Source organism: Mesorhizobium sp. C372A, assembly GCF_030323245.1.
Classification (GTDB): Bacteria; Pseudomonadota; Alphaproteobacteria; order Rhizobiales; family Rhizobiaceae; genus Mesorhizobium.
Map to the genome: position 1 here is coordinate 2,736,307 of NZ_CP100475.1, position 25,891 is coordinate 2,762,197.

General features: G+C 63.8%; 28 protein-coding genes and 1 tRNA gene. 15 read left to right on the plus strand and 14 right to left on the minus strand.

The genetic code is table 11. From position 1 onward, the window contains the following. Positions 1-208: 208 nt before the first annotated feature. Positions 209-661, plus strand: a complete 453-nt coding sequence (locus NLY42_RS12990; protein WP_023683173.1) for a BA14K family protein — start codon at positions 209-211, stop codon at positions 659-661. 232 nt (positions 662-893) lie between these two features. On the opposite strand, the gene NLY42_RS12995 is transcribed toward NLY42_RS12990, so the two are convergent. Beyond that, positions 894-983: transfer RNA gene (locus tag NLY42_RS12995), tRNA-Ser, on the minus strand. A 359-nt stretch (positions 984-1,342) separates the two neighbouring features. On the opposite strand from NLY42_RS12995, the gene NLY42_RS13000 reads away from it, so the two are divergent. From NLY42_RS13000 to NLY42_RS13010, 3 genes are all read left to right on the plus strand, one after another. Beyond that, the gene (locus tag NLY42_RS13000; protein ID WP_023755060.1) at positions 1,343-2,089 is read left to right on the plus strand and encodes a hypothetical protein; all 747 of its coding nucleotides are present in this window, start codon (positions 1,343-1,345) and stop codon (positions 2,087-2,089) included. A 116-nt stretch (positions 2,090-2,205) separates the two neighbouring features. Further along, the gene (locus NLY42_RS13005; protein WP_023755059.1) at positions 2,206-2,529 is read left to right on the plus strand and encodes a hypothetical protein; all 324 of its coding nucleotides are present in this window, start codon (positions 2,206-2,208) and stop codon (positions 2,527-2,529) included. A 252-nt stretch (positions 2,530-2,781) separates the two neighbouring features. Further along, positions 2,782-3,771 carry a BMP family lipoprotein gene (locus NLY42_RS13010; protein WP_023683177.1) on the plus strand — a complete coding sequence of 330 codons (990 nt, stop codon included), beginning with the start codon at positions 2,782-2,784 and terminating at the stop codon, positions 3,769-3,771. 291 nt (positions 3,772-4,062) lie between these two features. On the opposite strand, the gene NLY42_RS13015 is transcribed toward NLY42_RS13010, so the two are convergent. Together NLY42_RS13015 and NLY42_RS13020 are read right to left on the minus strand one after the other, a co-directional pair. Next, positions 4,063-4,476: a hypothetical protein gene (locus NLY42_RS13015; protein WP_023755057.1), complete on the minus strand. Its 414-nt coding sequence runs from the start codon at positions 4,474-4,476 to the stop codon at positions 4,063-4,065. Between the two features lie 13 nt (positions 4,477-4,489). Continuing rightward, on the minus strand, positions 4,490-4,696 hold the full coding sequence (locus NLY42_RS13020) for a SlyX family protein (protein ID WP_196813704.1): 207 nt from the start codon (positions 4,694-4,696) through the stop codon (positions 4,490-4,492). 217 nt (positions 4,697-4,913) lie between these two features. On the opposite strand from NLY42_RS13020, the gene NLY42_RS13025 reads away from it, so the two are divergent. The 6 genes from NLY42_RS13025 to deoA all read left to right on the plus strand — a co-directional run bounded on the left by NLY42_RS13025 (position 4,914) and on the right by deoA (position 11,202). After that, entirely contained in the window at positions 4,914-6,446 is a 1,533-nt protein-coding gene (locus tag NLY42_RS13025; protein WP_023755056.1) for an ABC transporter ATP-binding protein, read from the plus strand. Then, a complete protein-coding gene (locus NLY42_RS13030) occupies positions 6,443-7,582 on the plus strand; it encodes an ABC transporter permease (protein ID WP_023686470.1) in 1,140 nt (379 codons plus the stop codon). Before NLY42_RS13025 ends, NLY42_RS13030 begins: the two co-directional genes overlap by 4 nt. Before the next feature lies 1 nt (position 7,583). After that, a complete protein-coding gene (locus NLY42_RS13035; protein ID WP_023683182.1) occupies positions 7,584-8,555 on the plus strand; it encodes an ABC transporter permease in 972 nt (323 codons plus the stop codon). A gap of 107 nt (positions 8,556-8,662) precedes the next feature. Next, positions 8,663-9,055, plus strand: coding sequence for a cytidine deaminase (cdd, locus tag NLY42_RS13040; protein ID WP_023683183.1), 393 nt, complete (start codon positions 8,663-8,665; stop codon positions 9,053-9,055). Between the two features lie 12 nt (positions 9,056-9,067). Then, positions 9,068-9,883, plus strand: coding sequence for a purine-nucleoside phosphorylase (locus NLY42_RS13045; protein WP_023735052.1), 816 nt, complete (start codon positions 9,068-9,070; stop codon positions 9,881-9,883). After that, on the plus strand, positions 9,883-11,202 hold the full coding sequence (deoA, locus tag NLY42_RS13050; protein ID WP_023733522.1) for a thymidine phosphorylase: 1,320 nt from the start codon (positions 9,883-9,885) through the stop codon (positions 11,200-11,202). Before NLY42_RS13045 ends, deoA begins: the two co-directional genes overlap by 1 nt. 9 nt (positions 11,203-11,211) lie before the next feature. On the opposite strand, the gene NLY42_RS13055 is transcribed toward deoA, so the two are convergent. The 3 genes from NLY42_RS13055 to NLY42_RS13065 form a co-directional block, all read right to left on the minus strand. Then, complete coding sequence (locus NLY42_RS13055) at positions 11,212-11,775, minus strand: TIGR02281 family clan AA aspartic protease (protein WP_023683186.1); 564 nt, start codon at positions 11,773-11,775, stop codon at positions 11,212-11,214. Positions 11,776-11,904: 129 nt separating this feature from the next. Continuing rightward, positions 11,905-12,534: a uracil phosphoribosyltransferase gene (upp, locus tag NLY42_RS13060; protein ID WP_023671129.1), complete on the minus strand. Its 630-nt coding sequence runs from the start codon at positions 12,532-12,534 to the stop codon at positions 11,905-11,907. 128 nt (positions 12,535-12,662) lie between these two features. Continuing rightward, entirely contained in the window at positions 12,663-13,634 is a 972-nt protein-coding gene (locus NLY42_RS13065; RefSeq protein ID WP_023683187.1) for an adenosine deaminase, read from the minus strand. Between the two features lie 133 nt (positions 13,635-13,767). On the opposite strand from NLY42_RS13065, the gene ubiE reads away from it, so the two are divergent. The 3 genes from ubiE (at position 13,768) to coaBC (ending at position 17,684) form a co-directional block, all read left to right on the plus strand. Next, positions 13,768-14,544 carry a bifunctional demethylmenaquinone methyltransferase/2-methoxy-6-polyprenyl-1,4-benzoquinol methylase UbiE gene (gene ubiE / locus NLY42_RS13070; RefSeq protein ID WP_023737606.1) on the plus strand — a complete coding sequence of 259 codons (777 nt, stop codon included), beginning with the start codon at positions 13,768-13,770 and terminating at the stop codon, positions 14,542-14,544. A 31-nt stretch (positions 14,545-14,575) separates the two neighbouring features. After that, complete coding sequence (ubiB, locus tag NLY42_RS13075) at positions 14,576-16,150, plus strand: 2-polyprenylphenol 6-hydroxylase (RefSeq protein ID WP_023755055.1); 1,575 nt, start codon at positions 14,576-14,578, stop codon at positions 16,148-16,150. 67 nt (positions 16,151-16,217) lie between these two features. Continuing rightward, complete coding sequence (gene coaBC / locus NLY42_RS13080) at positions 16,218-17,684, plus strand: bifunctional phosphopantothenoylcysteine decarboxylase/phosphopantothenate--cysteine ligase CoaBC (protein ID WP_023755054.1); 1,467 nt, start codon at positions 16,218-16,220, stop codon at positions 17,682-17,684. Between the two features lie 121 nt (positions 17,685-17,805). Here the strand turns inward: coaBC and NLY42_RS13085 are convergent, their stop codons facing one another. The 8 genes from NLY42_RS13085 to NLY42_RS13120 form a co-directional block, all read right to left on the minus strand. Next, positions 17,806-19,242 carry an MFS transporter gene (locus NLY42_RS13085; protein WP_023755053.1) on the minus strand — a complete coding sequence of 479 codons (1,437 nt, stop codon included), beginning with the start codon at positions 19,240-19,242 and terminating at the stop codon, positions 17,806-17,808. Positions 19,243-19,436: 194 nt separating this feature from the next. Next, positions 19,437-19,916 (minus strand): DUF992 domain-containing protein, encoded by a 480-nt coding sequence (locus NLY42_RS13090; protein ID WP_023671135.1) that lies wholly within the window; start codon positions 19,914-19,916, stop codon positions 19,437-19,439. Positions 19,917-20,005: 89 nt separating this feature from the next. Further along, complete coding sequence (locus tag NLY42_RS13095) at positions 20,006-20,479, minus strand: DUF992 domain-containing protein (RefSeq protein ID WP_023671136.1); 474 nt, start codon at positions 20,477-20,479, stop codon at positions 20,006-20,008. Positions 20,480-20,737: 258 nt separating this feature from the next. Then, positions 20,738-21,592, minus strand: coding sequence for a tetratricopeptide repeat protein (locus tag NLY42_RS13100; RefSeq protein WP_023700994.1), 855 nt, complete (start codon positions 21,590-21,592; stop codon positions 20,738-20,740). 203 nt (positions 21,593-21,795) lie between these two features. After that, the gene (gene rpsU / locus NLY42_RS13105; protein ID WP_023671138.1) at positions 21,796-22,074 is read right to left on the minus strand and encodes a 30S ribosomal protein S21; all 279 of its coding nucleotides are present in this window, start codon (positions 22,072-22,074) and stop codon (positions 21,796-21,798) included. 176 nt (positions 22,075-22,250) lie between these two features. After that, positions 22,251-22,637: an SET domain-containing protein gene (locus NLY42_RS13110; protein WP_023755052.1), complete on the minus strand. Its 387-nt coding sequence runs from the start codon at positions 22,635-22,637 to the stop codon at positions 22,251-22,253. 104 nt (positions 22,638-22,741) lie between these two features. After that, complete coding sequence (locus NLY42_RS13115) at positions 22,742-23,500, minus strand: SDR family oxidoreductase (protein WP_023756309.1); 759 nt, start codon at positions 23,498-23,500, stop codon at positions 22,742-22,744. 134 nt (positions 23,501-23,634) lie between these two features. Further along, entirely contained in the window at positions 23,635-24,003 is a 369-nt protein-coding gene (locus NLY42_RS13120) for a YrdB family protein (RefSeq protein ID WP_023671141.1), read from the minus strand. Positions 24,004-24,204: 201 nt separating this feature from the next. Between NLY42_RS13120 and NLY42_RS13125 the strand changes: the two genes are divergently transcribed. Further along, positions 24,205-25,458 (plus strand): sarcosine oxidase subunit beta, encoded by a 1,254-nt coding sequence (locus NLY42_RS13125; RefSeq protein WP_023755050.1) that lies wholly within the window; start codon positions 24,205-24,207, stop codon positions 25,456-25,458. Next, entirely contained in the window at positions 25,458-25,880 is a 423-nt protein-coding gene (locus tag NLY42_RS13130; protein WP_023700996.1) for a hypothetical protein, read from the plus strand. Before NLY42_RS13125 ends, NLY42_RS13130 begins: the two co-directional genes overlap by 1 nt. Positions 25,881-25,891: the final 11 nt, after the last annotated feature.

Consider the following 25,891-nt stretch of genomic DNA (forward strand, 5'->3'; position numbering starts at 1 on the left):
GGACAGCCTAAAGCCGATCGATGACGAGGCATGGGCGGATTGCATTCTGACTCCGGAGATGGTTGCGAAGCTCTCCGCCTAACCGCTCCGCATCGCAAACGACAGAACCCCGCCAAGTGTGGGGTTTTGTTGTGGCAGGCGGGCGGAACCGGAACGCTCTTAAACCGTTTAAAGCCCATAAGGGACGGCAACGGAAAGATAGAAGATCATGAATAAGATTGTATCGGGTATGCTGGCGGCCACGCTGTCAGTTTCGTTCGCGGCCACCGCCGCTGTGCCTGCAGGTGCAGCGCAAATGTTCACGCCGCAGGCGCCTTCGGCGTCGTCCGATGTGCAGGCGGTGGACTACAAGCCGTGGATGAAGCATCGCGGCGATCGCAATTTCTCGCGCTACAACAATGACGGCCCCTACTGGAACGGCCATCGCGGCTCGCGCCATTACCGACACGGCTATCGCCGCCACGGCGATTTCTGGTTCCCCGCCGGAGCATTCATTGCCGGCGCCCTGATTACCGGCGCGCTCAACAACAACCATCGCGTCTACCGGGGTGGCGATTCGCATGTGCAGTGGTGCTACGATCATTACCGCAGCTACCGCGCCTCGGACAACACCTACCAGCCGAACTACGGCCCTCGTCGGGAGTGCAATTCTCCCTACTGAGATTTTTGACCGAAATGAGAACCCCGCTTCGGCGGGGTTTTTCTTTGTGTGAGGCGTGACGGCGAATTAGGGTTACGAGACCCGACATCGCTGTGAGGGACAAACAAATGCTCCGCCGCCACGAGACTCAAGATATCCGGCTGGGCAAGGTTCCGAAGAGTTGCTACCGTCGAGTTTCCCCGGTTATGGCAGATCGATAAATAGTCAAAAAATACAATAAAATCAACGGCGATGGCGGAGAGAGCGGGATTCGAACCCGCGTTACGGTCTCCCGTAAACACACTTTCCAGGCGTGCGCCTTCAACCACTCGGCCACCTCTCCGTCCTTGCATTCGCGCCGGCCGGTTTTGCCACGCGGGTTGGGGAGATGCATCCCTTTGGGATTTGCGGGAAGACCCGCTTGATGGACACCGCCAACCAGCGGATGCCCTTCCCGGCGCCCGTCAATCAAACAGGCGCGGGGCTCATCTAGTCGATCCGGCGCCGAATGCCAAGCCATAACGGCAGTCTATTCGCTTTGCCGGCCATGCATCGTTTCGCGGGGCGTTGAACGGCTCCGCTTGTAAGGCGCTTCGGTTCTGAATGGTGTGCACGGGCAAGGCGGCAGGGCCGGCCGCGCTTGACTTCGCCCCTCGCCACCTGTCGAGTGCGGCGGAGGCTTTGCGGGGGCAACGTCCAGACATGACATCGAGCAATGAACAGCCGGCCAGCGGAATGCCGGCCGGAAGCATGCCAGGCGGGCTGACGCCCGCAGGGCCTCCGGACAGCGGGCTGTCCTTCGTGCCCGTGGTCTGGCTCCTCTTCGTCATGGCATGGTCGGTCTACTGGCTGGTCTCGGCGCGGTGGCTGTTCGAGAGTTCCGGCGTGCCGGACAGGATCTTCTATTTCGTGCTTGGCGGACTGGCCTTCGACATCGTCACCATCGTGTGGGGGCTTTATCTGCTCGGCCTCGCCTTAAGCCGTTCCGCGCGCTTTCCGCGTCATTTCACCATCTGGCAGATCACCACCATCGCCTGGCGGCTGGCCGAGCAGGTCTATGCGCTGACCGTGCCCGATTTCACCGTCTCCGCCAGGGAGCTTGCGATCGCCGCCACCGAAATCGTCATCGGCCTGTTTTGCATTTACCTGCTGCGCCGCCGCGACGAGGCCAAGGCCTTTTATGCAAGGCCGGAAGCGCAGGCACCGTCAGCCTTTAGTTCGATCGTCGCCGCGCTGGCCGGCATCATCCTCGGCGCCGTCGTCGGCACTGTCGCCGGCTTCGCGCTTGGCGCGGGGATCGCCGAAGCCACCGACATCAGCTGTTTCGAAGGCGGCTGCGGCTACTTCGCGGTGTTCATCGGCCTTGCCGGGCTGGTGGTCGGGGCCATTGGCGGTGGCGTCCTCGGCGTCTGGCTCGTCCATCGGCGGAGCCGAAAGGTGGCCATATAGGCGGGCGATAGGCTTCAAATTCGCGTATGGCGATTGCACGCGGGGCGTGCGCATTCTATTCCTCGCCTTTGACCGGAAGGTCCTCGGGAGGAACTTGAGGACCGGGGAAGATTTCGATGTTGCGTTTTTTGTTTCGCCTCGCGGCCATGATCGCACTCTCGGTCGCCGTCATCATGGCCGTGCTCGACGCGACGCGCTCGGTGGCGGCTTCCACATTGGTCATGACGCCGCTGAATTCGAGCTGGCTGGCGGTTTCGCCCGACACCCGCGCGGCCTTCGAGACCTTCGTGCGCGCCAAGGTCAATCCGATGGTATGGGATGGCGGCATCGCCTGGGTGCTTGCCCAGCCGGGGTTTGCCGTGTTCTTGGTGCTTGCCTTCATCCTCTATGCGATCGGCTACCGGCGCCGGCGGCGCGGCGGAGAATTCGCGCCGGGCTGATGGGTTGTCCCAGCGGGCTTGCGACGACAACGCGGCAATCGTCCACAGCTGTCACCGCATTGGGCATGTTTTTCCAACGGGGGGCATGCTTTTCCAAAAGGTCAAAATTCCGCGTGAATTTTGTTTCGGGCCGTGCCAGATTGCCTTGAGCGGGAGGGGAGTACACTCCTGGCTGATGCCGCATGCCTGCCGGAGAACCGGGCAGGCGGACGGCGCGTAACGGAAAAAAATAACCGACAGGGTGTGGATCACATGAAACGTATCGTTCTCGGCCTCCTGGCCGCAACCGCAATGGTTCTTCCGGCTTTCGCCGCGGATGTCCAGCCGGCCATCCTCTACGATCTCGGCGGCAAGTTCGACAAATCCTTCAACGAGGCTGCCTATCACGGCGCCGAAAAGTTCAAGACCGAGACCGGCACCGCCTATGTCGAGTTCGAAGTGTCGAACGCCTCGCAACGCGAGCAGGCGCTGCGCCGCTTCGCCGAGGACGGCCGCAACCCGATCGTCATGGCCGGCTTTGCCTGGGAGGATGCGCTGAAGGTGGTCGCGAAGGAATATCCCGATCTCAACTTCGCCATCATCGACGATGCCGTCGATATGCCCAATGTCCGTTCGCTTGTGTTCAAGGAAAACGAAGGCTCCTATCTCGTCGGCATCCTGGCGGCGATGGCCTCGAAGTCCAAGAAGGTCTCCTTCATCGGCGGCATGGACATTCCGCTGATCCGCAAGTTCGAATGCGGCTATGTCGGCGGCGCCAAGGCGGCCGGTGCGACCGATGTCATCCAGAACATGACCGGTGACACGCCCGCGGCGTGGAACGATCCGGCCAAGGGCGGCGAGATCGCCAAGACACAGATCGACCAGGGCTCCGACGTGGTCTATGCCGCGGCCGGCGGTACCGGCGTCGGCGTGCTGCAGGCGGCGGCGGATGCCGGCAAGCTCGGCATCGGCGTCGATTCCAACCAGAACGGCCTGCAGCCCGGCAAGGTGCTGACCTCAATGCTGAAGCGCGTCGACGTGGCCGTCTACACCGCCTTCATGGACGGCAAGAACGGCACCTTCAAAGGCGGCCTGCAAAATCTCGGCCTCAAGGAAGGCGGTGTCGACTACGCCATGGACGACAACAACAAGGCGCTGGTCACCGACGAGATGAAGGCTGCCGTCGAAAAGGCCAAGGCCGACATCATCGCCGGCACGATCCAGGTGCACGACTACACCGCCGACAACGCCTGCCCGTATTGATTGATAAGAATTCGCTTACGAACCGCCGGGTAAAAGCCCGGCGGTTTTGTTTGAGGGCTTTAAAGGACGTTGAGGATTGGCGGAGGTCTCGGCGACGTCCGATCTCCCCCCTTGCGGGGGAGATGCCTGGCAAGGCAGAGGGGGGGCTGTCCCTCGGCCTAACGGCCAATCAGGTTGGCGATCCTTCACACCCCCTCTGGCCTGCCGGCCATCTCCCCCGCAAGGGGGGAGATCGGCAGTTTCGGCGTTGCGGGTCCTTCTTCGCAAGTCCATATGCGATTGCCTTGGACGTCAGGGCAGAAGCGCACCGCCGGTCGACAACAAGCCCAAGAGATAACCCAGCGCAAACACCACGATCAGCGCGATGGCGATGACGGCGCCGCGTCGGGCACCGAGCGAATGCACGCCGACGCCATAGGGCTTCCGCTCCAGTCTGCCGAGCGCCGGCGTCGCTTCGTCCTGGCCGACCACACGCATCTGCGGCAGTTCGGCGATGCGTTGCGAGATCAGCCGCCAGCGATCGTCGTCGCCCGAGGGCCGCCCCGTGCCGTCGAAGACATGCATGCGCTCGGCCAGCCGCATCACCGTGTCGCGGAAGGCGGGATCGATCGCCAGGTCTCGCTCGGCACGCTCGCGGTCGCGATCGTTCATCAGGCCAAGCACATAGTCGCCCGCCCGCGTAACGCGATCGCTTTCACCGGCCATCGGCTTCTCCTTGCTACCAGTGCGGCGGTTTGGTTATCGGCACGTCGGGTGCCGATTGTTCCTCCAGCGCCATGAAGCGCCCGGTCAGCGCATCCAGCTTGCGCTGCATGCGCTCGATGACCGTCCACTGTTCGGCGATCTGGCCCGACAGTTCCTCGATCGTCTTTTCCTGCTCGGCGGCGCGGATTTCCAGCGTCGTCAGCCGGTCGACAGGCATGATCATTCGAAACTCCCCAGGTCCTGGTGCACGCAGTGCAGCATGATGCGACTGTCGAGCCTTGCATATTAGTGAATGTGAAGGTCTGCGGCCACGTTCGAAATTGACAAGCGCACCGGGATTTGTCGAGAGTGGCCACTGCGCCGCCAATTGGCACGGGTGGGGCATCATGCTAGGCGTTTTGACCAAGCGATAAAAAAATAAGAGTGGGACAGGCTGCATGGCGCAAGCCGCAATCGAACTGATCGGCATCAACAAGAGTTTTGGCGCCGTTCGCGCCAATCGCGACATCAATCTGGAGATCGCACGCGGCACCATCCACGGCATCGTCGGCGAGAACGGCGCCGGCAAGTCGACGCTGATGTCGATCCTCTACGGCTTCTACCAGGCCGACAGCGGCGAGATCCGTGTCGGCGGCAAGGCGGCGTCGATCAAGACCTCCAACGACGCCATCGCGCTCGGCATCGGCATGGTGCACCAGCACTTCATGCTGGTCGACAATTTCACCGTGCTGGAAAACATCATCCTCGGCGCCGAAAGCGATGCGCTGTTGAAAAAGAGCATCGCCAAGGCGCGCTCCGAACTGGAGCGGCTCGAGCGCGAATACGGGCTGGAAGTCGATCCCGACGCCATCATCGAGGAATTGCCGGTCGGCCTGCAGCAGCGTGTCGAAATCCTGAAGGCGCTTTATCGCGGCGCCGAGATCCTGATTCTCGACGAGCCGACGGGCGTGTTGACGCCGGCCGAGGCCGACCATCTGTTTCGCATCCTCAGGCAATTGAAAGACCAGGGGAAAACGGTGGTGCTGATCACCCACAAGCTGCGCGAGATCATGGCCATCACCGACAATGTCTCGGTCATGCGCCAGGGCACGATGGTGGCGACGCGCGAGACCAGCAAGACGACAGTCGGCGAACTGGCCGAACTGATGGTTGGGCGGCGCGTGCTGCTGCGGGTCGAAAAGGGCGAGACGGAGGCCGGCGCGGTCAAGCTGGCCGTCAAGAACCTGACGGTGAAAGACCAGCGCGGCGTCACCATGGTCGACGACATCTCCTTCGATATCCACGCCGGCGAGATCGTCGGCATTGCCGGTGTCGCCGGCAACGGCCAGTCCGAACTGCTCGAGGCGATTTCCGGCATCAGGCGCGCGGTTTCCGGCTCGGTGATGCTCGATGGCAAGCCGATCGACCTGACCGGGGCCGCCGATCCCGGCGAGTTGCGCGACCGTGGGCTCGCCCATGTGCCGGAGGACCGCCATCATGTCGGCCTGGTGCTGGCCTTCGAGGAGAACGAGAATTCGATCCTCGGCTACCATGACGACCCGCGCTACCTGAAAGGGCCGTTCCTCAACATCGACGCCATCATGGCTGATGCCAAGGACAAGATCGAGAAATATGACATCCGGCCCGGCAATCCGCGTCTGAAAACGGCGAATTTCTCCGGCGGCAACCAGCAGAAGATCGTGCTGGCGCGAGAAATGGAGCAGGACCCCGGTGTTCTGATCGTCGGCCAGCCGACACGCGGCGTCGATGTCGGCGCCATAGAATTCATCCACAAGCGGCTGATTGCCATGCGCGACCAGGGCAAGGCGGTGCTGGTGGTGTCGGTCGAGCTCGACGAGATCCGTTCGCTGTCCGACCGCATCCTGGTGATGTTTGCCGGGCGCATCGTCGGCGAACGCGGCCCGGAGGCGACCGAAGGCGAGCTTGGTCTGCTGATGGCAGGCGTCGATCGCCAGGAGGCGGCAGAGTGAGCACGCCTTACGCCAAGCTGCCGGCCTGGGCCGATTATGGGCTGATCCCGCTGATCAATCTGTCAGTGGCCTTCATCGTTGCCGGTTTCGTCGTCATGCTGGTCGGCGAAAACCCGTTTCGTGCCGCCGTCATCCTGGTCGAGGGCGCTTTCGGCAAGGGAACCGGCATTGCCTTCACGCTGTTCTATGCCACCACCTTCATCTTCACCGGCCTGTCTGTGGCGGTGGCCGCGCATTGCGGCCTGTTCAACATCGGGACCGAGGGCCAGGCCTATATTGCCGGCCTTGGCGTGGGCGTGGTCTGCCTCGCCTTCGACACTGTGCTGCCGTGGTGGCTGACCTTTCCGCTGGCGATCGTCGCCGGAGCCGCCGTCGGTGCGCTGTGGGCGCTGATCCCGGCCTATCTGCAGGCCAAGCGCGGGTCGCACATCGTCATCACCACCATCATGTTCAACTTCATCGCGGCCTCGATCATGGTCTACCTCCTGGTTGGGCCGTTGAAGCCGGCGGCGTCGCAGGCGCCGCAGACGCGCAACTTCCTCGCCGGCGCCGAACTGCCCAAACTCAACTGGATCATCGAACTGTTCGGTGCCAAGATCCGCTCGGCGCCGTTCAACATCTGCTTCCTGCTGGCGCTGCTCATGGCATTCCTGGTCTGGCTGCTGATCTGGCGCACCAAGCTCGGCTACGAGATGCGCACCTATGGCCACAGCCCGAAAGCGGCGCGCTATGCCGGCATTTCGGAGACCCGCATCATCATTATCGCGATGATGATTTCGGGCGCGCTGGCCGGCATGATGACGCTGAACCCGGTGATGGGCGACCAGCACAATGTGGCGATCGATTTCGTCTCCGGCGCCGGCTTCGTCGGCATTGCCGTGGCGCTGATGGGCCGTCTGCATCCGGTCGGCATCGTGCTGGCGGCGATCCTGTTTGGCATGCTCTACCAGGGCGGCGCCGAACTTGCCTTCGAAATGCCGGCGATTTCCCGCGACATGATCGTCATCATCCAAGGCCTGGTCATCCTGTTTGCCGGTGCGCTGGAGCACATGTTCCGGCCCTACGTCCAGGCGCTGTTCGCCTCGTTCAGTCCAAGGTCGGTCGGCATCGAAGCGGTCAAAGGGAAGGGCGCCTGAGATGGACGTCTTCATCGCCATCGTGCAGATCCTGGACTCGACCATACGCCTGTCGGTGCCGCTGCTGCTCGCTTGCCTCGCCGGCCTCTATTCGGAACGCGCAGGCGTTTTCGACATCGGGCTGGAAGGCAAGATGCTGGTCGGCGCCTTTGCAGGTGCGGCCGCCGCTTCGGTCTTCCATTCGGCCTTCCTCGGTCTCGGCATGGCGATCGTGATGTCGGTCGCCTTTGCCCTGGTGCACGGCTTCGCCTCGATCACCCATCGCGGCAACCAGATCGTCTCCGGTGTGGCCATCAACTTCGTCGCCGCCGGCTCGACCATCATTCTGGGCCAGGCCTGGTTCCAGCAGGGCGGGCGCACGCCGGCGCTGCAGCCGGGCGAGCGTTTCGAGGCCATCACTCTGCCAGGTGCTGCCGCGATCCATGATGTGCCCATCATCGGGCCGATCTATTCCGAGCTGCTCTCGGGCCATTCGATTCTGGTGTATCTCGCTTTCGCCATGGTGCCGTTCACCTGGTGGGTGTTGTTTCGCACCCGCTTCGGCCTGCGCCTGCGCGCCGTCGGCGAGAACCCGGCCGCCGTCGACACCGCCGGCATCTCGGTCGCCTGGCTGCGCTACCGGGCGCTGATCTGCACCGGTGTGCTGACCGGCATTGCCGGCGCCTACCTCTCGATGGTGCAGAATGGCGGCTTCGTGAAGGACATGACCGCGGGCAAGGGCTACATCGCACTGGCGGCGCTGATCTTTGCCAAATGGCGACCGGTGAACGCCATGTTCGCCTGTCTTCTGTTCGGCTTCCTCGACGCGGCGGCGATCCGCCTACAGGGTTCGCCGCTGCCGTTGATCGGCAAGGTGCCGGTGCAGTTCATGCAGGCGCTGCCCTATGTGCTGACCGTGATCCTGCTTGCCGGCTTCATCGGCAAGGCGATCCCGCCGCGCGCCGGCGGCGTGCCTTATGTCAAGGAACGTTGATCCGGGCGCCCAGGAGCACTGTGTCGAACATGCGGCTGGTGCTCGAAAGGCGCCAGGAAAACGCAAATGGCCGGTTTTTGACCACGATCGTCGGAGAGAACGTCTAGATGTCGCATGATCTGTTCGAAGCCGCGCAGGAGGCCATGGCCAAGGCCTACGCGCCCTATTCGAAGTTTCCGGTGGGTGCGGCGTTGCGCACCGAAGACGGCCGTGTCTTCACCGGCGCCAACATCGAGGTCGCGTCCTATCCGGAAGGCTGGTGCGCCGAGACCACGGCGCTCGGCCATTACATCATGGGCGGCGGCGGCAAGATTGTGGAAATCGCCGTCATTGCCTCGCGCATGGCCAAATGCTCGCCCTGTGGCGGCTGCCGGCAAAGGCTGGCGGAATTCTGCCGGCCGGACACAAAGCTCTATCTTTGCGACAACACCGGCGTGGTCGAGACCGTGACCATGGGCGACATGCTGCCCTACGGGTTTCGTGGCGACATTTTGAAGTGAGAGTTGGCTGATATGAAGGAAGCTCTGGACCACCTCGTTGAAAGGCTGGACGGGTTGGCGCCGACAACGGCGATGGTGCTGGGGTCGGGCCTTGGCGGGCTTGTCGACCAGGTCGAAAATGCCGTGCGCATCTCTTATGCCGACCTGCCGGGTTTCCCCCGCAGCGGGGTGACTGGCCATGCCGGCGAGGTGGTCGCGGGGCTTTTCGCCGGCACGCCGGTGCTGATGCTGTCCGGCCGCGCCCATTATTACGAGCACGGCGTTGCTGCGGCGATGCGGCCGGCGCTGGAGGTGCTTGCCGGCATCGGCATCACCAAGCTGATCCTTACCAATGCCGCCGGCTCGGTCGATCCCGACATGCTGCCTGGATCGGTGATGCTGATCACCGACCACATCAATTTCTCCGGCTCCAACCCGCTGATCGGCGAGCCTAGCGACCGCCGCTTCGTCGGCCTGACCGAAGCCTATGATGCCGGCCTGCGCGCGGCGATCGAACGGGCGGCGAAGGCGACAGGGACGGCGCTGCACAAGGGCGTCTATATGTGGTTTTCCGGTCCGTGTTTCGAAACCCCTGCTGAAATCCGCATGGCCCGCGTCATGGGCGCCAAAGCGGTAGGGATGTCGACCGTACCGGAGGTCATTCTCGCCCGCTTCTTTGGGCTTCGCGTAGCCGCCTGTTCGGTGATCACCAATCTCGCCGCCGGGATGACCGGGGCGGAACTGTCGCACCAGGAGACCAAGGACATGGCGCCGATCGGCGGCGCACGGCTGGCGACGATCCTTGCGCATGTGTTCCAGGATGGGTTGCCGGAGCCAAAGGGCACCTGATGCTTCCGCAGGAAATCATCCGCCGCAAGCGCGACGGCCAGAAACTGTCCGCGCAGGAGATTTCGGCCTTTGTCGCCGGCGTCACTTCGGGCAGCGTCTCGGACGGCCAGGTCGGCGCCTTTGCCATGGCGGTGTTCTTCAACGGCATGAACCGCGACGAGGCGGTGGCGCTGACGCTCGCCATGCGCGATTCCGGCGATGTGCTCGACTGGTCGGACCTGCCGGGTCCGGTCACCGACAAACATTCGACCGGCGGCGTCGGCGACAATGTCTCGCTGATGCTGGCGCCGATCGTCGCCGCTTGCGGCGCCTATGTGCCGATGATCTCCGGCAGGGGCCTTGGGCATACCGGCGGCACGCTGGACAAGATGGACGCCATCCCGGGCTATATCAGCCAGCCGGATATCGCGCGCTTCCGCAAGACGGTGCTCGAGACCGGCTGTGCCATCATCGGACAGACCGCCGATCTCGCGCCCGCCGACCGTCGCCTCTATGCGATCCGCGATGTGACCGGAACGGTGGAATCGGTGCCGCTGATCACTGCCTCTATCCTGTCGAAGAAACTCGCGGCCGGCCTGCGGTCGCTGGTGCTCGACGTCAAGGTCGGCAATGGCGCCTTCATGGAGAAGTCGCGCGACGCGACAGCACTGGCCAACAGCCTGGTCGAGATCGCCAACGGCGCCGGCCTGAAGGCCTCGGCGCTGGTCACCGGTATGAACGAGCCGCTGGCGTCGGCGGCCGGCAACGCGGTCGAGGTGCGCAACGCCGTCGATTTCCTCACCGGAAGGTTCCGCGACAAGCGACTGGAGGATGTGACGCTGGCGCTGGCCGCCGAGATGCTGCAATCGGCAGGGCTGGCGTCGTCCAATCAGGACGGTCTCAGGCGCGCGGCCGAGACGCTGGCCGGCGGCCGCGCGGCAGCCGCCTTCGCGCGTATGGTCGCAGCCCTTGGCGGTCCCGCCGATTTCGTCGAGAAGCCGGAAAAATACCTGCCGAAAGCGGCGGTGGAGTTTGCGGTCAAGGCGACAGGCAACGGTTTTGCCACTGCTATTGCCACCCGCGATATCGGCCTTGCCGTGGTCGGGCTCGGTGGCGGGCGCACGCGGCCGGACGACAGGATCGACCATGCGGTCGGCATCACCAGGCTGCTGCCGCTCGGCGCCGAGGTGCGGGCCGGCGAGCCGCTGGCGCTGGTCCACGCCCGCACGCAAGTGGAGGCCGAAGCGGCCGCAGCCGCCGTGCTTTCGGCCTATACGATCGGGGCGTCGAAACCAGCCGCCGACAAGACTGTCATCCGGCGCGTGCTGCCGCGCGGGTAGCGGAACGCGCTACTGCACCAGCAACAGTGTGCCGTTTTCGACCTGGTATTTTGCCAGCCGCTGCAAAAAGCTCATGCCAATGAGGTTGGTGCGCAGAGCCTTGTCGTCGAGCACTACCGCCTGGACGTTGTCGACGCTGATCTTGCCGATCTGCAGGCGATCGATGTTGACCACGGCGGCCCTGATCGCGCCATTGGCGGTGTTGACCTGCTGGTTGAAGTCCGACGGGTTGAGCGAGATGCCGATGCGGCGCGCCGTCGAGGTGTTGATGGCGACCAAAGTGGCGCCGGTGTCGATCATGCCGTCGACCTGGCGGCCGTTGAGCTTGAAGGCGGAGGTGAAATGGCCGCGCTCGTCAGCCGCCACCAATACTTTGCGCCCAGTGGGCAGCGGTGCGGCCGGCTTGCCGGGAACCGAGGCCATGTTCAGTTCGGGCTGAGGCTGCGCGGACGGCTTGCCGGCGACGGTCGACTTCAACAGGTTGTCGAGAATCTGCGGATTCGACTGATAGACGATCGGGATCGATGCCGACGTTCCGGCGAACACGCCCAGAATGAGAAGCTTGCGCAGCATGAACGGACCTTCGTGAAGGCCCATTCTCGTGCGCACATGGTGTTTGCCGCTTTAACGCCAACCCGAAACCGCGGCTTTGCGTAAACGGGCGGTAAACGACTGGATGCCAGCTGGCCTTGCCAGCCGCCGTCATTTGGTTCCGTACATGCGGTCGCCGGCATCGCCGAGGCCGGGCATGATGTAGCCCTTCTCGTTGAGCTGGCGGTCGATGGAAGCGGTAAAGACCGGGACATCCGGATGCGCCTTGGTGAAGCGCTCGATGCCTTCTGGCGCCGCCAGCAGGCAAAGGAAGCGGATGTTGGTGGCTCCGCGCTCCTTCAGCTTGTCGATGGCCGCGATGGCCGAGTTCGCGGTCGCCAGCATCGGATCGACGACGATCACCAGCCGGTCGGCGAGATCGCTCGGCGCCTTGAAGAAATATTCCACCGCCTCCAGCGTTTCGTGATCGCGGTAGAGGCCGACATGGGCGACGCGGGCCGCCGGGACCAGGTCGAGCAGGCCTTCGAGCAGGCCATTGCCGGCGCGCAGCACCGAGGCGAAGACCAGCTTCTTGCCTTCCAGCGTCGGCGCTTCCATGGTTTCCATCGGGGTTTCGATGGTCGTCGTCGTCAGTTCGAGGTTGCGGGTGACCTCGTAGCCGAGCAGCAGCGAGATCTCGCGCAGCAGTCGCCGGAAGCCGGCGGTCGACGTCTCCTTCTTGCGCATGATGGTCAGCTTGTGCTGGACAAGCGGGTGGTCGACGACGGTGACGCCCTGCATGGGTTGCTCCAGTGAATGGTGAATAGTGAATAGTGAATAGTGAGCAGGTTTGCGAGTCCCGATGGATCGATCATTGCCGTTGACAGGCCGAACCGCCGGCAAACCAATCACCAGTCACCAGTCACCAGTCACCTCTTCGCATCGAGCCGGGCAAGCAGCGCGCTTTTCGTCTTCCTGTCGACGAAAGCCGCTTCGATCGCCGTCCTGGTGACGGCGGTCAAAGCTTTTTCATTCATGGAGAAATGCTCGGCGGCGATGTCGTATTCGCGCTTCAGCGAGGTCCAGAAATAGGGTGGGTCGTCGGAGTTCAGCGTCACCTTGCAGCCGGCCGCCTGCAGGGCAGGCAAAGGGTGATCGGCGAAACTGTCGTAGACTTTGAGCGCGATGTTGGAGCCGGGGCAGCATTCGAGCACGATGCCCTCATCGGCGATGCGGCGCACCAGGTCGGGATTTTCGATGGCGCGCACGCCATGGCCGATGCGCGAGGGGCGGATGTGGTCGAGTGCGGCCTGCACCGTCTCCCAGCCGGTCAACTCGCCGGCATGGATGGTGATACCAAGACCCGCTTCACGGGCGATCTCGAAGGCCCTGACATAATCCTCCATCTCGCCCATGCGTTCATCGCCGGCGACGCCGAAGCCGGTGACCAGCGGATTTCCGCAGCGCGCCGCAAAACGCGCCGCCTGCTCGATCGATTCGACGCCGACATGGCGTACGCCGGTGACGATCATGCGGCCCTCTATGCCGGTCTTGGCTTTGGCGCGCAGCATGCCTTCGCCGAGCGCATCGGTGTAGGCCTTGGGCGACAGGCCGGCCCTGACGGCATGGTCGGGCGAGGTGAAGACTTCGGAATAGATGGCGCCGTCGCGGGCAAGGCTGGTCAGATAATGGTCGGCGAGGCGGGCATAATCCTCCTCGGAGCGGAACAGGTCGGCGGAAAAGTCGTAAGCCGCGAGGAAAGAGGTGAAGTCGTGCCAGACGAACGAGCCGTTCTGGATATAAAGCGAGGTGTCCTTGCCGTATTTCTGCGCCTGGCGGACGACGAGTTCGGGCGCCGCTGCCCCCTCGATGTGGCAGTGCAGTTCCGCTTTCAAAGGCATGCAGTTATCCCGTCTCATCAGTCCAGGCCGTAAGCCCACCACCTGGAAGCGCGGCCGAACACCGCGCCTTAAACAATAGCGCCCGCACCATCGATCGGCTATGGTCCCGCCGGTTTTATGACGGATCAAAATAATGTCAGTTGAGAGAACCACGGCCGCGGGCGGCATGGAAACCTCCTATGGTTTCAAGAAGGTAGGGCCAGGCGACAAGCAGCCTCTGGTCAATGAGGTTTTCCACAAGGTGGCGAACCGCTACGACCTGATGAACGACCTGATGTCGGCCGGGCTGCACCGGCTGTGGAAGGATGCCATGGTGACATGGCTCAATCCGCCGAAACGTCCGGGCTGGAAAGTGCTCGACGTGGCGGGCGGCACCGGCGACATCGCCTTCCGCATCGTCGACGCCAGCCATGGCAACACGCATGCCACGGTGCTCGACGTCAACGGCTCGATGCTCAGCGTCGGCCGCGACCGGGCGGAAAAGAAGGGCCTGTCCGGGAATACCGATTTCGTCGAGGCCAATGCCGAGGAACTGCCTTTCACCGATAGCACCTTCGACGCCTACACCATCGCATTCGGCATCCGCAACGTGCCGCGCATCGATGTCGCGCTGACGGAAGCCTTTCGCGTGCTGAAGCCCGGCGGACGGTTCCTGTGCCTGGAGTTTTCCGAGGTCGAGATGCCGCTGCTCGACAAGGTCTACGAAGCCTGGTCGTTCAACGCCATTCCGCAGATCGGCAAGATGGTGACGGGCGACGGCGAGCCCTATTCCTACCTGGTCGAATCGATCCGCAAATTTCCCAACCAACAGAATTTTGCTGCCATGATCACCCGCGCCGGCTTCGAGCGCGTGTCGTTCCGCAACTATTCCGGCGGCATCGCAGCGCTTCATTCGGGCTGGAAGCTTTGAGGCCGGACAGTTTGCAGCAGCAGGGTAGACGATGAGCAGCGTCGGCGCCGCCTTTCGGCTCGCGCGGGCCGGCTGGGTGCTGGTCCGCGAGGGCGTGATCGCAGCACTGCCGGGGGACGAACTCAGCGGCCTGCCGAAATTCGGCTGGCGCATGGCCCGGCTGTTCACCCGCCGCCGCGCGCTCGCTTATGAGCGCAGCGACCGGCTGGCCAAGGCGGTGGTCCGGCTCGGACCCTCTTATGTCAAGCTCGGCCAGTTCCTGGCGACGCGGCCCGATGTCGTCGGCAACGACATGGCGCTCGACCTCGCCATGCTGCAGGACAAGATGCACACTTTTTCGCAGGCGGAAGCGGTGGCGGCGATCGAGGGCTCGCTCGGGCGCAAGATCGGCGAACTCTATACGCAGTTCGGCGGGCCGGTCGCGGCGGCCTCCATCGCCCAGGTCCATCCCGCGCAGGCCATGCATGACGGTGTCGATACCAAGGTGGCGGTGAAGGTGATCCGGCCTGGCGTGCGCCGCCGCTTCTTTCAGGATCTCGAAAGCTATTTCCTCGCCGCCCGGCTGCAGGAGAAATACATCCCGTCGTCGCGCCGGCTGCGGCCGGTCGAGGTGACCGAGACGCTGGCGCAGACCACCAAGATCGAGATGGATCTTCGCCTCGAGGCGGCCGCACTTTCGGAACTGGGCGAAAACACCAAGGACGATCCGGGCTTCCGCGTGCCGTCCGTCGACTGGGAGCGCACCGGGCGCGATGTGCTGACCATGGAATGGGTCGACGGCGTCAAGATGAACGACATCGCCGGCCTCGCTGCGGCGGGGCACGATCTGAAGGCGATCGCCACCAACCTGATCCAGTCGTTCCTGCGTCACACGCTGCGGGACGGCTTCTTCCATGCCGACATGCATCCAGGCAATCTGTTCGTCGAGGCCAATGGCAATATCGTCGCCGTCGATCTCGGCATTGCCGGACGGCTCGGCAAGAAGGAGCGCCGGTTCCTCGCCGAAATCCTCTACGGCTTCATCACCCGCGACTATTTGCGCGTCGCCGAGGTGCATTTCGAGGCCGGCTACGTGCCGCGCCAGCACAATGTCGCGGCTTTCGCGCAGGCGATCCGCGCCATCGGCGAGCCGATCCACGGCCAGCCGGCCGAGACCATTTCGATGGCCAAGCTTTTGACGCTGCTCTTCGAGGTCACCGAACTGTTCGATATGGCCACGCGGTCGGAACTGATCCTGTTGCAGAAGACCATGGTGGTGGTGGAGGGCGTCGCGCGTACGCTCGACCCGGCCTTCAACATGTGGAAGACGGCCGAGCCGGTGGTCGGCCAGTGGATCGCCGGCAATCTCGGGCCGAGCGGCCTGCTGATGGACGCGCGCGACGGCGCCAAGGCGCTGCTGGCGCTCGCCCGCCAAGCGCCGGACCTTGCCGCTCGCACCGAGCGGCTGTCACGCGAGATCGATTTTATGGCGGAGCACGGCCTCCGCTTCGACGAGGCGACATCGCGCGCCATCGGCAAGGCCGAAGCCCGCTACACCCGCTCGGGCCGGCTGGCGTTATGGGTGATCGCGCTGACGCTGGTTTACATCGCGTGGAAGCTGCTCTGATCGCTTGCAACGCTAGCAATTGTGGTGCTAGCGTTGCAGTCGCGCTATTGATGTCGCGGAGCAAGTCATGGGCACCATTACTGTCCGCAATCTAGCTGACGACGTGAAGCAGAAATTGCGTGAGCGCGCTGCGGCGCGCGGGGTGTCGATGGAGGAAGAGGCGCGTGATGCGCTTGCCAAAAGCGTGCTGTCGGCGGAAGCCGGCATGCCCGAGAGCGAAACCCTCTATGCAACAATCCGCCGCCTGGTTGAGCCTCATGGAGGTTTTGACAACGATCTGTCCCAGCGAGGTCAATCCACAAAAACGCACAGCACCCTCGACGGCAAGCGCATCCTGCTGATCATCGGCGGCGGCATCGCCGCCTACAAGGCGCTGGACCTGATCCGCCGGCTGCGCGAGCGCGGTGCGGCGGTGCGCGTCGTGATGACATCGGCGGCGCAGGAGTTCGTCACCACGCTTTCGGTCGGCGCGCTTTCGGCCGACCATGTCTTCACCGAACTGTTCGACCGCAGTGACGAGCACGATGTCGGCCATATCCGCCTGTCGCGCGAGGCCGACCTCTTGGTGGTGGCGCCGGCCACCGCCGACCTGATGGCCAAGCTCGCCAACGGCCATGCCAACGATCTGGCCTCGACGGTGCTGCTCGCCACCGACAAGAAGGTGCTGATGGCGCCGGCGATGAACCCGAAAATGTGGTCGCATGCCGCGACGAGCCGCAACCGGGCGACGCTCGCCAAGGATGGCATCGCCTTCGTCGGCCCGGCCAAGGGCGAGATGGCGGAAAGCAACGAGGCGGGCGAGGGCCGCATGGCCGAGCCGCTGGAGATCGTGGCAGTGATCGAGGCACTGCTCGACAGCAGGCCGAAGCCGCTGGCCGGCCGCAGGATCATCGTCACCTCGGGGCCGACGCATGAGCCGATCGACCCGGTGCGCTACATCGCCAACCGCTCTTCGGGCAAGCAGGGCCATGCGATTGCGGCAGCGCTGGCAAGACTGGGCGCGGATGTACGCCTGGTCTCCGGTCCGGTTGGCATTGCCGATCCGGCCGGCGTTGTGACGACGCATGTGGAGACCGCGGCCGAGATGAAAGCGGCCGTCGAACAGTTGTTGCCGGCGAACGCCGCGGTCTTCGTAGCTGCCGTCGCCGACTGGCGCACCGCTGGCACGGCCGGCGAGAAGATCAAGAAGGTGGCGGGCCAGGGCCCACCGGCGCTGCAAATGGTCGAAAACCCCGACATTCTCGCCGGCGTCGGTCATCACGGGCAACGGCCGGGGCTGGTTGTCGGCTTCGCCGCCGAGACGCAGGACCTGATTGCCAATGCCGAGGCCAAGCTGAAGAAGAAGGGCGCCGATTTCATTGTCGCCAACGATGTCTCGCATGAAAGCGGCGTCGGCCCCACCGGCGTCATGGGCGGCGACCGCAACAAGGTGCGCATCGTCTCGGAGGACGGCGTCGAGGAATGGCCTGAGATGGGCAAGGACGAGGTGGCGGCGCGGCTCGCCGCGCTCATCGCCGAGCGTTTGCAAGCCTGAGCGGCCGCCGGTCCGCAATCAGGCACGGGTCATGGTCTTGCAAGCAGCCTTGTGGTCGAGGGCATTTGACGCCAACAGCGCCGGCGGAATGCTGTCGCCAAATTCTCCATCCGCCGTGCCCTCAGCCTGTCGCCAATTGCGGCCGGCGTGCCGCCAAAGCCATCTTCAACGCCGCCAGGCAACCGACAATGCCAAGTGGCACGAAGGCCAGGTACAGCCAGCCGGCGACGTGCGCTGCTGCCTCGCGGTTCAGCCCGTCCGAAAAGCCGCTGGCATTGGCGATGATGCCGGCCATGGCGGCGCCCACGGCGTAGCCGATGCGCTGCATGGTCGGCACGGCGGCCGAGGCGATCGTCTGCTCGCCGTCGCGGGCCGAGGCGACGATGATGCGGGTCAGGAAGGGCCATGACACGCCGAAGCCACCGCCTTGCAACAAAGCGCAGAGCAGGATCACCGGGATCGAGCCGGTGGGGATGGCATAGGCGAAACCGGCGAGGCCGGCTGCAATCATCAGCGCGCCGATGACGAGGATCTGCCGTTCGCGCTGCAGCGGCGCATTGGCGACGGCGATCGACAGGATCGACCAGGCGATCGATTCGGCGGCGATGATGTAGCCTGTGGTCAGGATCGGGATGCCGTGCAGCGTGGTAAGCAGAAGCGGCCCGTAGATGGAAAAAGAGACTGTCGCCACCGAGAAGGCGGCAACCATGCTCATGCCGCTGCCGACCGGCGAGCGCCATGAGAACAGGCCCGACGGGAACAGTCGCGATTGCGGCTTCATGGCGTCGACGAAAACGAACAGCGCCAGGCCGGCGAGGCCGAGGACCAGCAGCAGCGACGATCGAAGCAAGGCGACGTCGACGCCTGCGGTGGCGATCAGCACGACGGCGATGGCGAGGCAGCCAAGTGCTGCAAAGGGGAAGGGCGGCGAGGTGCCGGCGGCGGCTTGCGGCTTCGTCGCTTCCGGCGTGTTCAGGACGATGAAGCTTGCCGATGCCATGGCGATGCCACCCAGCACGAAGACGCCGAAGGCCCAGCGCCAGGACAGGAGCTCGACCATGATCGCGCCGAGCATCGGGCCGCTGAAGGCGGCGACGCCCCAGATCGCCGACATGATGCCGAACAGCTGTGGCCAGATGCTGCGGTTAAACAGCCGCTCGACCGAGACGAAGGCCAGCGACACCAGCGCACCACCGCCGAGACCCTCGACCAGACGGCCGCCAAGAAACACCGGCATGGACGGCGCGGTGGCGCAGATCAGTGCGCCCACGGCATAGAGCAGGGCGGCGACCGTGACGTTGGAGCGTAGAGCGACATAGCTGACCAGCCGCCCGGCCGCTGCGCCGGCGACAATGGCGCCGAGCTCGTAGACGGCCAGCGACCAGCCGACGAACTGCACACCGGCGAGGTCCCCGACCATGGCCGGCATGACCGTCGCCACCATCGTCTCGTTGGTGGCGTGCAGCAGGATGCCGAGGCTGATGAAGCAGAAGCGCGCGAGGTCGCCGCTTGCCCACAATGCCCGCCAGTCGACCTTGTTGCTGGTGATTTCAGTCATTCTTTTACCCTGCCTTTGCATATCTCGATGCCGGCGCATGGCGCCAGAAGCCAGTGGGGGCTTTCCGGCGGGGCCATGCGCGCTGTTTCAGTCAGGCGAGTTGTAAAACCTCAAGAGCAGTTGAGCTCAAGTGGCTTTTTATCGAAGTGCAGACGGTCGAGATTGGCCGGAAACCTCTCCGCTTGATGCGCCGGTCAGTTCTCAATGCTGCGCAGCTGAAACTGGCTGACGCCGATGGCAATGTTGATACCGGTCTGCGTCTGCAGGCTGAGCGGCTGCAGAGTGAAGGCCTGCGAGGAGCCGCCGACCAGGAGATTGGCGCCGGCGCCGACCGCCGCGGTCACTTCGGCGCTGGCGCCGATATAGTCGCCGGCCAACGCGCCGGGCGCATAGATGTTCCTCAGCGGCGTCAGCACCAGCCATTGCATGACGGTCTGCTTGGTGGTGCCGATGTCGAGCCCGTATTTGTTGACGGCGCCGAAATAGGCTTCCGGCGAAAAGCTCTTGTCGGCCGGCGTGAAGGTGCAGCTCAGATCCTTGCTGGAGCCGAAGATGAAGCCGGTGCCGCCGCCGATGGCGCAATCGAGCACACCGAGTTCGATACCCTGGCCTTGCGCTTGGGCCTGGGCGGTACAGATGATGGTGATAGCGGCGGCGATGGCTGGTTTCAGCACGGCGGATCCCCCAAAAAGCATGCGGCGCGAAACAGTAACCTGTTCCGCGCCGCGCGTAGAGGGATCAGTCGATCCTTATTTGCCGATGCTTATTTGAACGAGTGGATCAGCTCCAGGGAGGTCACGGCGACCGCTACATTGACGCCGGTCTGCGCCTGGACGCTGAGCGGCTCCAGCACAAAGGCGCCGTCCAGCCCGCCGACCAGCAGATTGGCGCCGCCGCCGGTCACCACGCTCGCCTCGGCGTTGACGCCGTAATAATGGCCGGCAAGGTCGCCCTCGTCATGGCCGCGGGTGGCGGCCAGAACCGCCCACACCAGCTGGCCCTGATGCGTCTGGCCGAGATCGACGCCGAGCTTGGAGATCATCCCCGTGTATTTCTCGGACGGCCCATGGTGATAAGGACGGAACGTGCAGTCGACGCCCTTGTTCGACGTGATGACGTAACCGACGCCGCCGTCGATGGTGCAATCGAGCGTGCCGAGCTGAAGCTTGCCGGCGCTGGCGGGAACGGCAAGCAGCGTCGTGGCAAGTGCCGCGGCACAGATGATTTTCTTGATCATGGGTCAGTCCTTTCGAAAAATGCCTTCAACAACGGTTGAATGGCCCGGAGCGTTCCGCTGAAAACTTGGCGCGATCAAGGCAGGGGTTAACGCTTTGCCCCCGGTGGTTAAGATTGGGTGATAGTGGGGTTTTCTGGATACGCATCCCTAGCGGAAGCGCTCTGCGCTTTCCCGGGGAGAAACCGCTCAAGCGGGGCACTGCATCAGGAATGGAACGTTGTTATAAAAGGCCGCGGATGGCGGCGCGCCGGCTGCATCTCAGCCGGCGGTGGCGCCCGATGTGCGCGACAGGCCGTCCTTGGCCGGCTGGTAGGTCGGGTCGAGATGGACGGCTTCGCGGTAGGCCTTCGAGGCCTTGACCTTGTCGCCGCGGCGCTCGTAGATCAGCGCCTGGTTGGACCAGGCTTCGGCGTTCTTGCCGTCGAGCTTGATGGCCATGTTGAAGTCGGAGAAGGCGTTGTCCTCGTCATTCATGGCGAGATAGGAGAGGCCGCGGCCGTTGTAGGGTTCGGCGGCGTCCGGCGCCAGCGAGATGGCGGTCGAGAAATCCTCGATGGCAAACTTGTGCTGGCCCTGGCTTTGATAGATCAGGCCGCGATTGTGGTAGGCGCGGGCATCCGTGGTGTCGAGCTGGATCGCCTTCTGGAAATCGTTGAAGGCCTGCTGGGTCTGGCCTGCCTTGCGATAAAGGTTGCCGCGGCCGATATAGGCGGCGTCATAATTTGCATTGATCTGGATCGAGCGGTTGTAGTCGGCAAGGGCGGCCGCCTGGTTGCCGAGGAAGCGCTGGATCAGCGCCCGGTTCGAATAGGCTTGGTAGAAATTCGGGTTGAGCTGGATGGCGGTGTCGAAATCCTTCAGCGCCGCCTGATACTGGCCGCCACGGCCATAGGCCGAGCCGCGCACATTGTAGCCTTCCGGATCCTGCGGATTGCGCTGGATCACCGCCGACAGCGAGGAGATGTTCTCGCTCGAGCCTTGCGCCTTGTCGATGTTGTTGAATTCGCCGGTCGGAACGCTCTGGCAACTGGCAAGCACCAGGCCGGACATCAGGGCTGCCGCCAGGGCCAAACCGCGCATTGTGGTTCTGCGCTCTACGCCGATTGCGTTCATGTCTGCCCTGTCCTCACTTCAGCCGCGCCGTCCAGGTCCCCCTCCGGGCCGGGTCACAGATTGTCGTAACAAAATCTAGAACGCCGTTTGCGCGTTCAAGGGAACGGCCTCCAACAGAATGGCGGCGCTCCAAACAAAAAGGTGGCGGCGATTCCGCATCGCGCCACCTCAGAGTATCCTTCGAAAAGGACGAAAAATTGGCGTCAGAACCGCGGCGGACGCGGAGCACCACCAGGACCACCGGCGGCGCCGGCAGCAACCGGGCGCGGCGTCATCGGCAGCAGGCCTTCGCGCTGGGCGCGCTTGCGCGCCAGCTTGCGGGCGCGGCGAACGGCTTCGGCCTTTTCACGGGCGCGCTTCTCGGAAGGCTTCTCGTAATGGCCGCGCATCTTCATTTCGCGGAAAATGCCTTCGCGCTGCATCTTCTTCTTGAGAGCGCGAAGCGCCTGATCAACGTTATTGTCGCGGACGAGTACCTGCACGGGCAATCCTGTCTTTCGGGTTTGATATCAACAGGCAAGTGGCCATAGCCACATGCCTCCGCGGCGCTTTACACCACGAATTGTGGCGGCTGATAGCAGAATCAGGCCGCGCTGTCCACACTGGAAATGAAGGACAACCGCCAATTTGCCACGGCAGCCCCGAGATAGGGCGCCAACTAGGCGCTGGCCAGATGGAGCTGTGCGAAATCCTCGAAGAATTCGCCGTAATCGCAGGTGATTTCCTCGCCGGCTGATATATCTCGGGTGGCCGTGGCGCCGCCATATTGCGAAAAATCCGTGTTCGGCCGCTCGGCGTGGTTCATGAAGCGGCCATTGTCGACTTCATAGACCATGAAGCCCGGACGGTCGGGGCTCGGATAGGCATAGCGGTCGAGCAATTCCTTGAGGTGCGGCGGCGCCGCCTCGTATTTGTCCATCGGGATCAGCCGGTCGAAATCCGGATCGAGCCGCCAGATCGAGGCGCCCTTCCTGATCGGCTCGGCGGCGAACACGCCGACGCCTTCGATTGCGCTCTGGGCGACATAGGTCCTGATCAGCAGCATGTGCGTCCTCCTCACCCGAAACCGAATCGCCAAATCGCGTGGAAAAAGCAAGTCCGGTTTCGGGTTCTGTGGCTGATCGCGCGGGCGATGACCCGCGAAATGCTTCACGTCCGGGTGATCGAGACGCCGCCATCGGCAAACAGCGCCGATCCTGTGGTGAAGCTCGACGCATCCGATGCCAGGAAGAGCGCAGCGCGGGCGATCTCTTCAGGCACAGCGACACGTTTCAAGGCATGCAGGTTTTCCACGAAAGCGCGTGATTCCGGCGTCTTGAATGTTGCCGACGGCGTGTCGGTGCCACCCGGCATCAGCGCGTTGACCCGCACGCCCCTGGGGCCGTATTCGGCGGCCAGCACCTGCGTCAGGCCGATCAGTCCGGCCTTGCTCGCGGCATAGCTGGTCATGCCCGGCATGCCGACTGTGTGACCGACGAAGGTCGAGGTGAAGATCAGCGATCCGCCGCCGCGTTCGACCATCGCCGGCACCTGGTATTTCGCGCCGAGAAAGGCGCTGGTCAGATTGGCGTCGAGCGTCTCGCGCCATCCGTCCAGCGACAGTTCCGAAATCGGACCCATCGCTCCGACCGAGCCGACATTGTTGAAGGCGATATCGAGCCCGCCGAATTTTTCGACGGCGAGATCGACGAGGGCTTTTGCATAGGCTTCGTCGCGGACATCGCCGGCAAGCGCGACTGCCGAGCCGTCGGCATCCTCGATTTCAGCGACCAGCGCATCGAGTTCGGCCTGGCGGCGGGCGGCGATGACGACCCTGGCACCTTCTTCGGCGAAGAGTTTTGCGGTGGCGCGCCCGATGCCGGAACTGGCGCCGGTGACGATCGCTATTTTATTGGTGAGTACGAACATTTTCTTACATCCTTTCATGGCACCGGCTGTGCCGGCAACCGGGATGTTGATCGCAGTTCGGGACGGTGCTAGCCACCCGATACGTGCTCGACTTGCTGAATGGCTTCGCAGCGGCACAAGCGCCGCGCGCCGGACTATTGCTTCAGCAGCCAGCCGAGGCGGTCGAGCGAAAATGCGTAGCTGATGGCGATGAGCAGCGTGATGACAACGCCCGTGGTCGTGTGACCGGCTGCATAGAATCCGGCTGCACCGCCAAACAGGATGGCCAGTTCAAGCACCAGCCTGACTGCGCCTGGTACAGGAACCGGCGCGCGTCCGGACCGGCTCGGATCGCCGCGCACCGCGAAGGTTCCCCACAGCGCAGCTGCAATGAACGGCAAGGCCAAGGCGAAGAGCCAGCGCCACCAGCCGCCGGAGAGGCTCCAGCCGGCAAAGCCGAGGCCAAGCAAGGCGGCAAGTTCCAGCAGGAAACGCAACGTCAGATTCCACCAGGCGTTGCCCATATTCGTCCTCCAGAGTCTCGCGATCGCCAGTGTGTCCGAACGCAGCCATGCCTGCCAGCCCGGGCAGGTCTTTTCCACCGCGGCGCAAAACGGCAAGCGCCGTCGCAAACAGCGCAAGGGTGGAAGCGCCGTTTCGCTAGTGATACACCTCGCGCGCCGGGGCTGAGTAAAATACCCACCGCCATTTGCGAGGCTGGAACGTTGAAAAAATATTCGGTATTCGCCATCGCCCGCGAGGCCATGCGCGGCCACAAGGGCTGGGAGGAACAATGGTCCTCGCCGGAGCCGAAGAAGGAATATGACGTCATCGTCGTCGGCGCCGGCGGTCATGGCCTGGCCACCGCCTACTATCTCGCCACCGTACACGGCATCACCAATGTCGCGGTGCTGGAAAAGGGGTGGCTGGGCGGCGGCAACACCGGTCGCAACACCACCATCATCCGCTCCAACTATCTCTATGACGAGAGCGCCGGCATTTACGACCACGCGCTGAAGCTGTGGGATGGGCTCTCCCAGGAGCTCAACTACAACGTCATGTATTCGGCGCGCGGCGTCATGATGCTGGCGCACAATGTGCACGACATCCAGGTGCTGAAGCGCCATGTCCACGCCAATCGCCTCAACGGCATCGACAATGAATGGCTGACGCCTGAGCAGGCGAAGGAATTCTGCCCGCCGCTCAACATTTCCAGGCAGGCGCGCTATCCCGTCGTCGGCGCCGCCTTGCAGCGCCGAGGCGGCACGGCGCGTCACGATGCGGTGGCCTGGGGCTATGCGCGCGGCGCTTCGGCCCGCGGCGTCCACATCATCCAGAATTGCGAGGTCACCGGCGTCAAGCGGGCGGCCAATGGCGCGGTCATGGGCGTCGACACGACGCGCGGCTTCATCGGCGCCAAGAAGGTCGGTGTGGTGGCTGCAGGCCATTCCTCGGTGATCATGAACATGGCCGGCGTGCGCATGCCGCTGGAAAGCTATCCGCTGCAGGCGCTGGTGTCGGAGCCGGTTAAGCCGGTGGTGCCTTGCGTGGTGATGTCGAACACGGTGCACGCCTACATCTCGCAGTCCGACAAGGGCGAACTGGTGATCGGCGCCGGTACCGACCAGTATGTCTCCTATTCGCAGACCGGCGGCCTGCACATTTTGCAGCATACGCTGGACGCCATCTGCGAGATGTTCCCGATCTTCACCCGCATGAAGATGCTGCGCTCGTGGGGCGGCATCGTCGACGTGACGCCCGACCGTTCGCCGATCCTGGCCAAGACGCCGGTATCAGGCCTCTATGTCAATTGCGGCTGGGGCACGGGCGGCTTCAAGGCAACGCCCGGCTCAGGCCATGTCTTTGCCCACACGATTGCCAAGGACGATCCGCATCCGATCAACGCGCCCTTCACCATCGAGCGCTTCCGCACCGGGCGCCTCATCGACGAGGCAGCAGCGGCGGCGGTGGCGCACTGATGATGGTGGAACTGGCTGTAGCGGTGCCGCTGGTGCTGGCGGGGGAGCAGGACCTGTTCCATTTTCCGTCACCGGACGAGGTGCGGACGCAGCCGATCAGCCGCGCCGGCAACGAAGCCGATTGGCCGTTTTCGATCGACGCCGGCATTCTGGCATGCGTGTGGAGCGGTGGCCAGAAGGTGGTCATCTTCATGGAGAACAGGCCCTCCGATCTCGGCGAGGACGACACATTCGATGCGCGCAGCGTCATCGTGACGACCGATCCGTTTCAGCTCACGATCGGCAACATGGCGTATCGCGAGCTGTTTCGCCCCGCCGCAAGTGTAGAGGAGCGCATTCGGCTCGTCGCGCCTTTTGCTGCGATGGGCCAGAGGCTTTGCAACCAACCGGCCGGCGCGCATGTCGGCCACGGCGAATTGTAGGAACGAACGAT

What these genes read in the sequence shown, in the direction of transcription:
- NLY42_RS12990 (WP_023683173.1), top strand. Translation starts at nt 209, where the DNA reads ATGAATAAGATTGTATCGGGTATGCTGGCGGCCACGCTGTCAGTTTCG.
- NLY42_RS13000 (WP_023755060.1), top strand. Translation starts at nt 1,343, where the DNA reads ATGACATCGAGCAATGAACAGCCGGCCAGCGGAATGCCGGCCGGAAGC.
- NLY42_RS13005 (WP_023755059.1), top strand. Translation starts at nt 2,206, where the DNA reads ATGTTGCGTTTTTTGTTTCGCCTCGCGGCCATGATCGCACTCTCGGTC.
- NLY42_RS13010 (WP_023683177.1), top strand. Translation starts at nt 2,782, where the DNA reads ATGAAACGTATCGTTCTCGGCCTCCTGGCCGCAACCGCAATGGTTCTT.
- NLY42_RS13015 (WP_023755057.1), bottom strand. Translation starts at nt 4,476, where the DNA reads ATGGCCGGTGAAAGCGATCGCGTTACGCGGGCGGGCGACTATGTGCTT.
- NLY42_RS13025 (WP_023755056.1), top strand. Translation starts at nt 4,914, where the DNA reads ATGGCGCAAGCCGCAATCGAACTGATCGGCATCAACAAGAGTTTTGGC.
- NLY42_RS13035 (WP_023683182.1), top strand. Translation starts at nt 7,584, where the DNA reads ATGGACGTCTTCATCGCCATCGTGCAGATCCTGGACTCGACCATACGC.
- cdd (WP_023683183.1), top strand. Translation starts at nt 8,663, where the DNA reads ATGTCGCATGATCTGTTCGAAGCCGCGCAGGAGGCCATGGCCAAGGCC.
- NLY42_RS13045 (WP_023735052.1), top strand. Translation starts at nt 9,068, where the DNA reads ATGAAGGAAGCTCTGGACCACCTCGTTGAAAGGCTGGACGGGTTGGCG.
- deoA (WP_023733522.1), top strand. Translation starts at nt 9,883, where the DNA reads ATGCTTCCGCAGGAAATCATCCGCCGCAAGCGCGACGGCCAGAAACTG.
- NLY42_RS13055 (WP_023683186.1), bottom strand. Translation starts at nt 11,775, where the DNA reads ATGCTGCGCAAGCTTCTCATTCTGGGCGTGTTCGCCGGAACGTCGGCA.
- upp (WP_023671129.1), bottom strand. Translation starts at nt 12,534, where the DNA reads ATGCAGGGCGTCACCGTCGTCGACCACCCGCTTGTCCAGCACAAGCTG.
- NLY42_RS13065 (WP_023683187.1), bottom strand. Translation starts at nt 13,634, where the DNA reads ATGCCTTTGAAAGCGGAACTGCACTGCCACATCGAGGGGGCAGCGGCG.
- ubiE (WP_023737606.1), top strand. Translation starts at nt 13,768, where the DNA reads ATGTCAGTTGAGAGAACCACGGCCGCGGGCGGCATGGAAACCTCCTAT.
- ubiB (WP_023755055.1), top strand. Translation starts at nt 14,576, where the DNA reads ATGAGCAGCGTCGGCGCCGCCTTTCGGCTCGCGCGGGCCGGCTGGGTG.
- coaBC (WP_023755054.1), top strand. Translation starts at nt 16,218, where the DNA reads ATGGGCACCATTACTGTCCGCAATCTAGCTGACGACGTGAAGCAGAAA.
- NLY42_RS13085 (WP_023755053.1), bottom strand. Translation starts at nt 19,242, where the DNA reads ATGACTGAAATCACCAGCAACAAGGTCGACTGGCGGGCATTGTGGGCA.
- NLY42_RS13095 (WP_023671136.1), bottom strand. Translation starts at nt 20,479, where the DNA reads ATGATCAAGAAAATCATCTGTGCCGCGGCACTTGCCACGACGCTGCTT.
- NLY42_RS13100 (WP_023700994.1), bottom strand. Translation starts at nt 21,592, where the DNA reads ATGAACGCAATCGGCGTAGAGCGCAGAACCACAATGCGCGGTTTGGCC.
- NLY42_RS13110 (WP_023755052.1), bottom strand. Translation starts at nt 22,637, where the DNA reads ATGCTGCTGATCAGGACCTATGTCGCCCAGAGCGCAATCGAAGGCGTC.
- NLY42_RS13115 (WP_023756309.1), bottom strand. Translation starts at nt 23,500, where the DNA reads ATGTTCGTACTCACCAATAAAATAGCGATCGTCACCGGCGCCAGTTCC.
- NLY42_RS13120 (WP_023671141.1), bottom strand. Translation starts at nt 24,003, where the DNA reads ATGGGCAACGCCTGGTGGAATCTGACGTTGCGTTTCCTGCTGGAACTT.
- NLY42_RS13130 (WP_023700996.1), top strand. Translation starts at nt 25,458, where the DNA reads ATGATGGTGGAACTGGCTGTAGCGGTGCCGCTGGTGCTGGCGGGGGAG.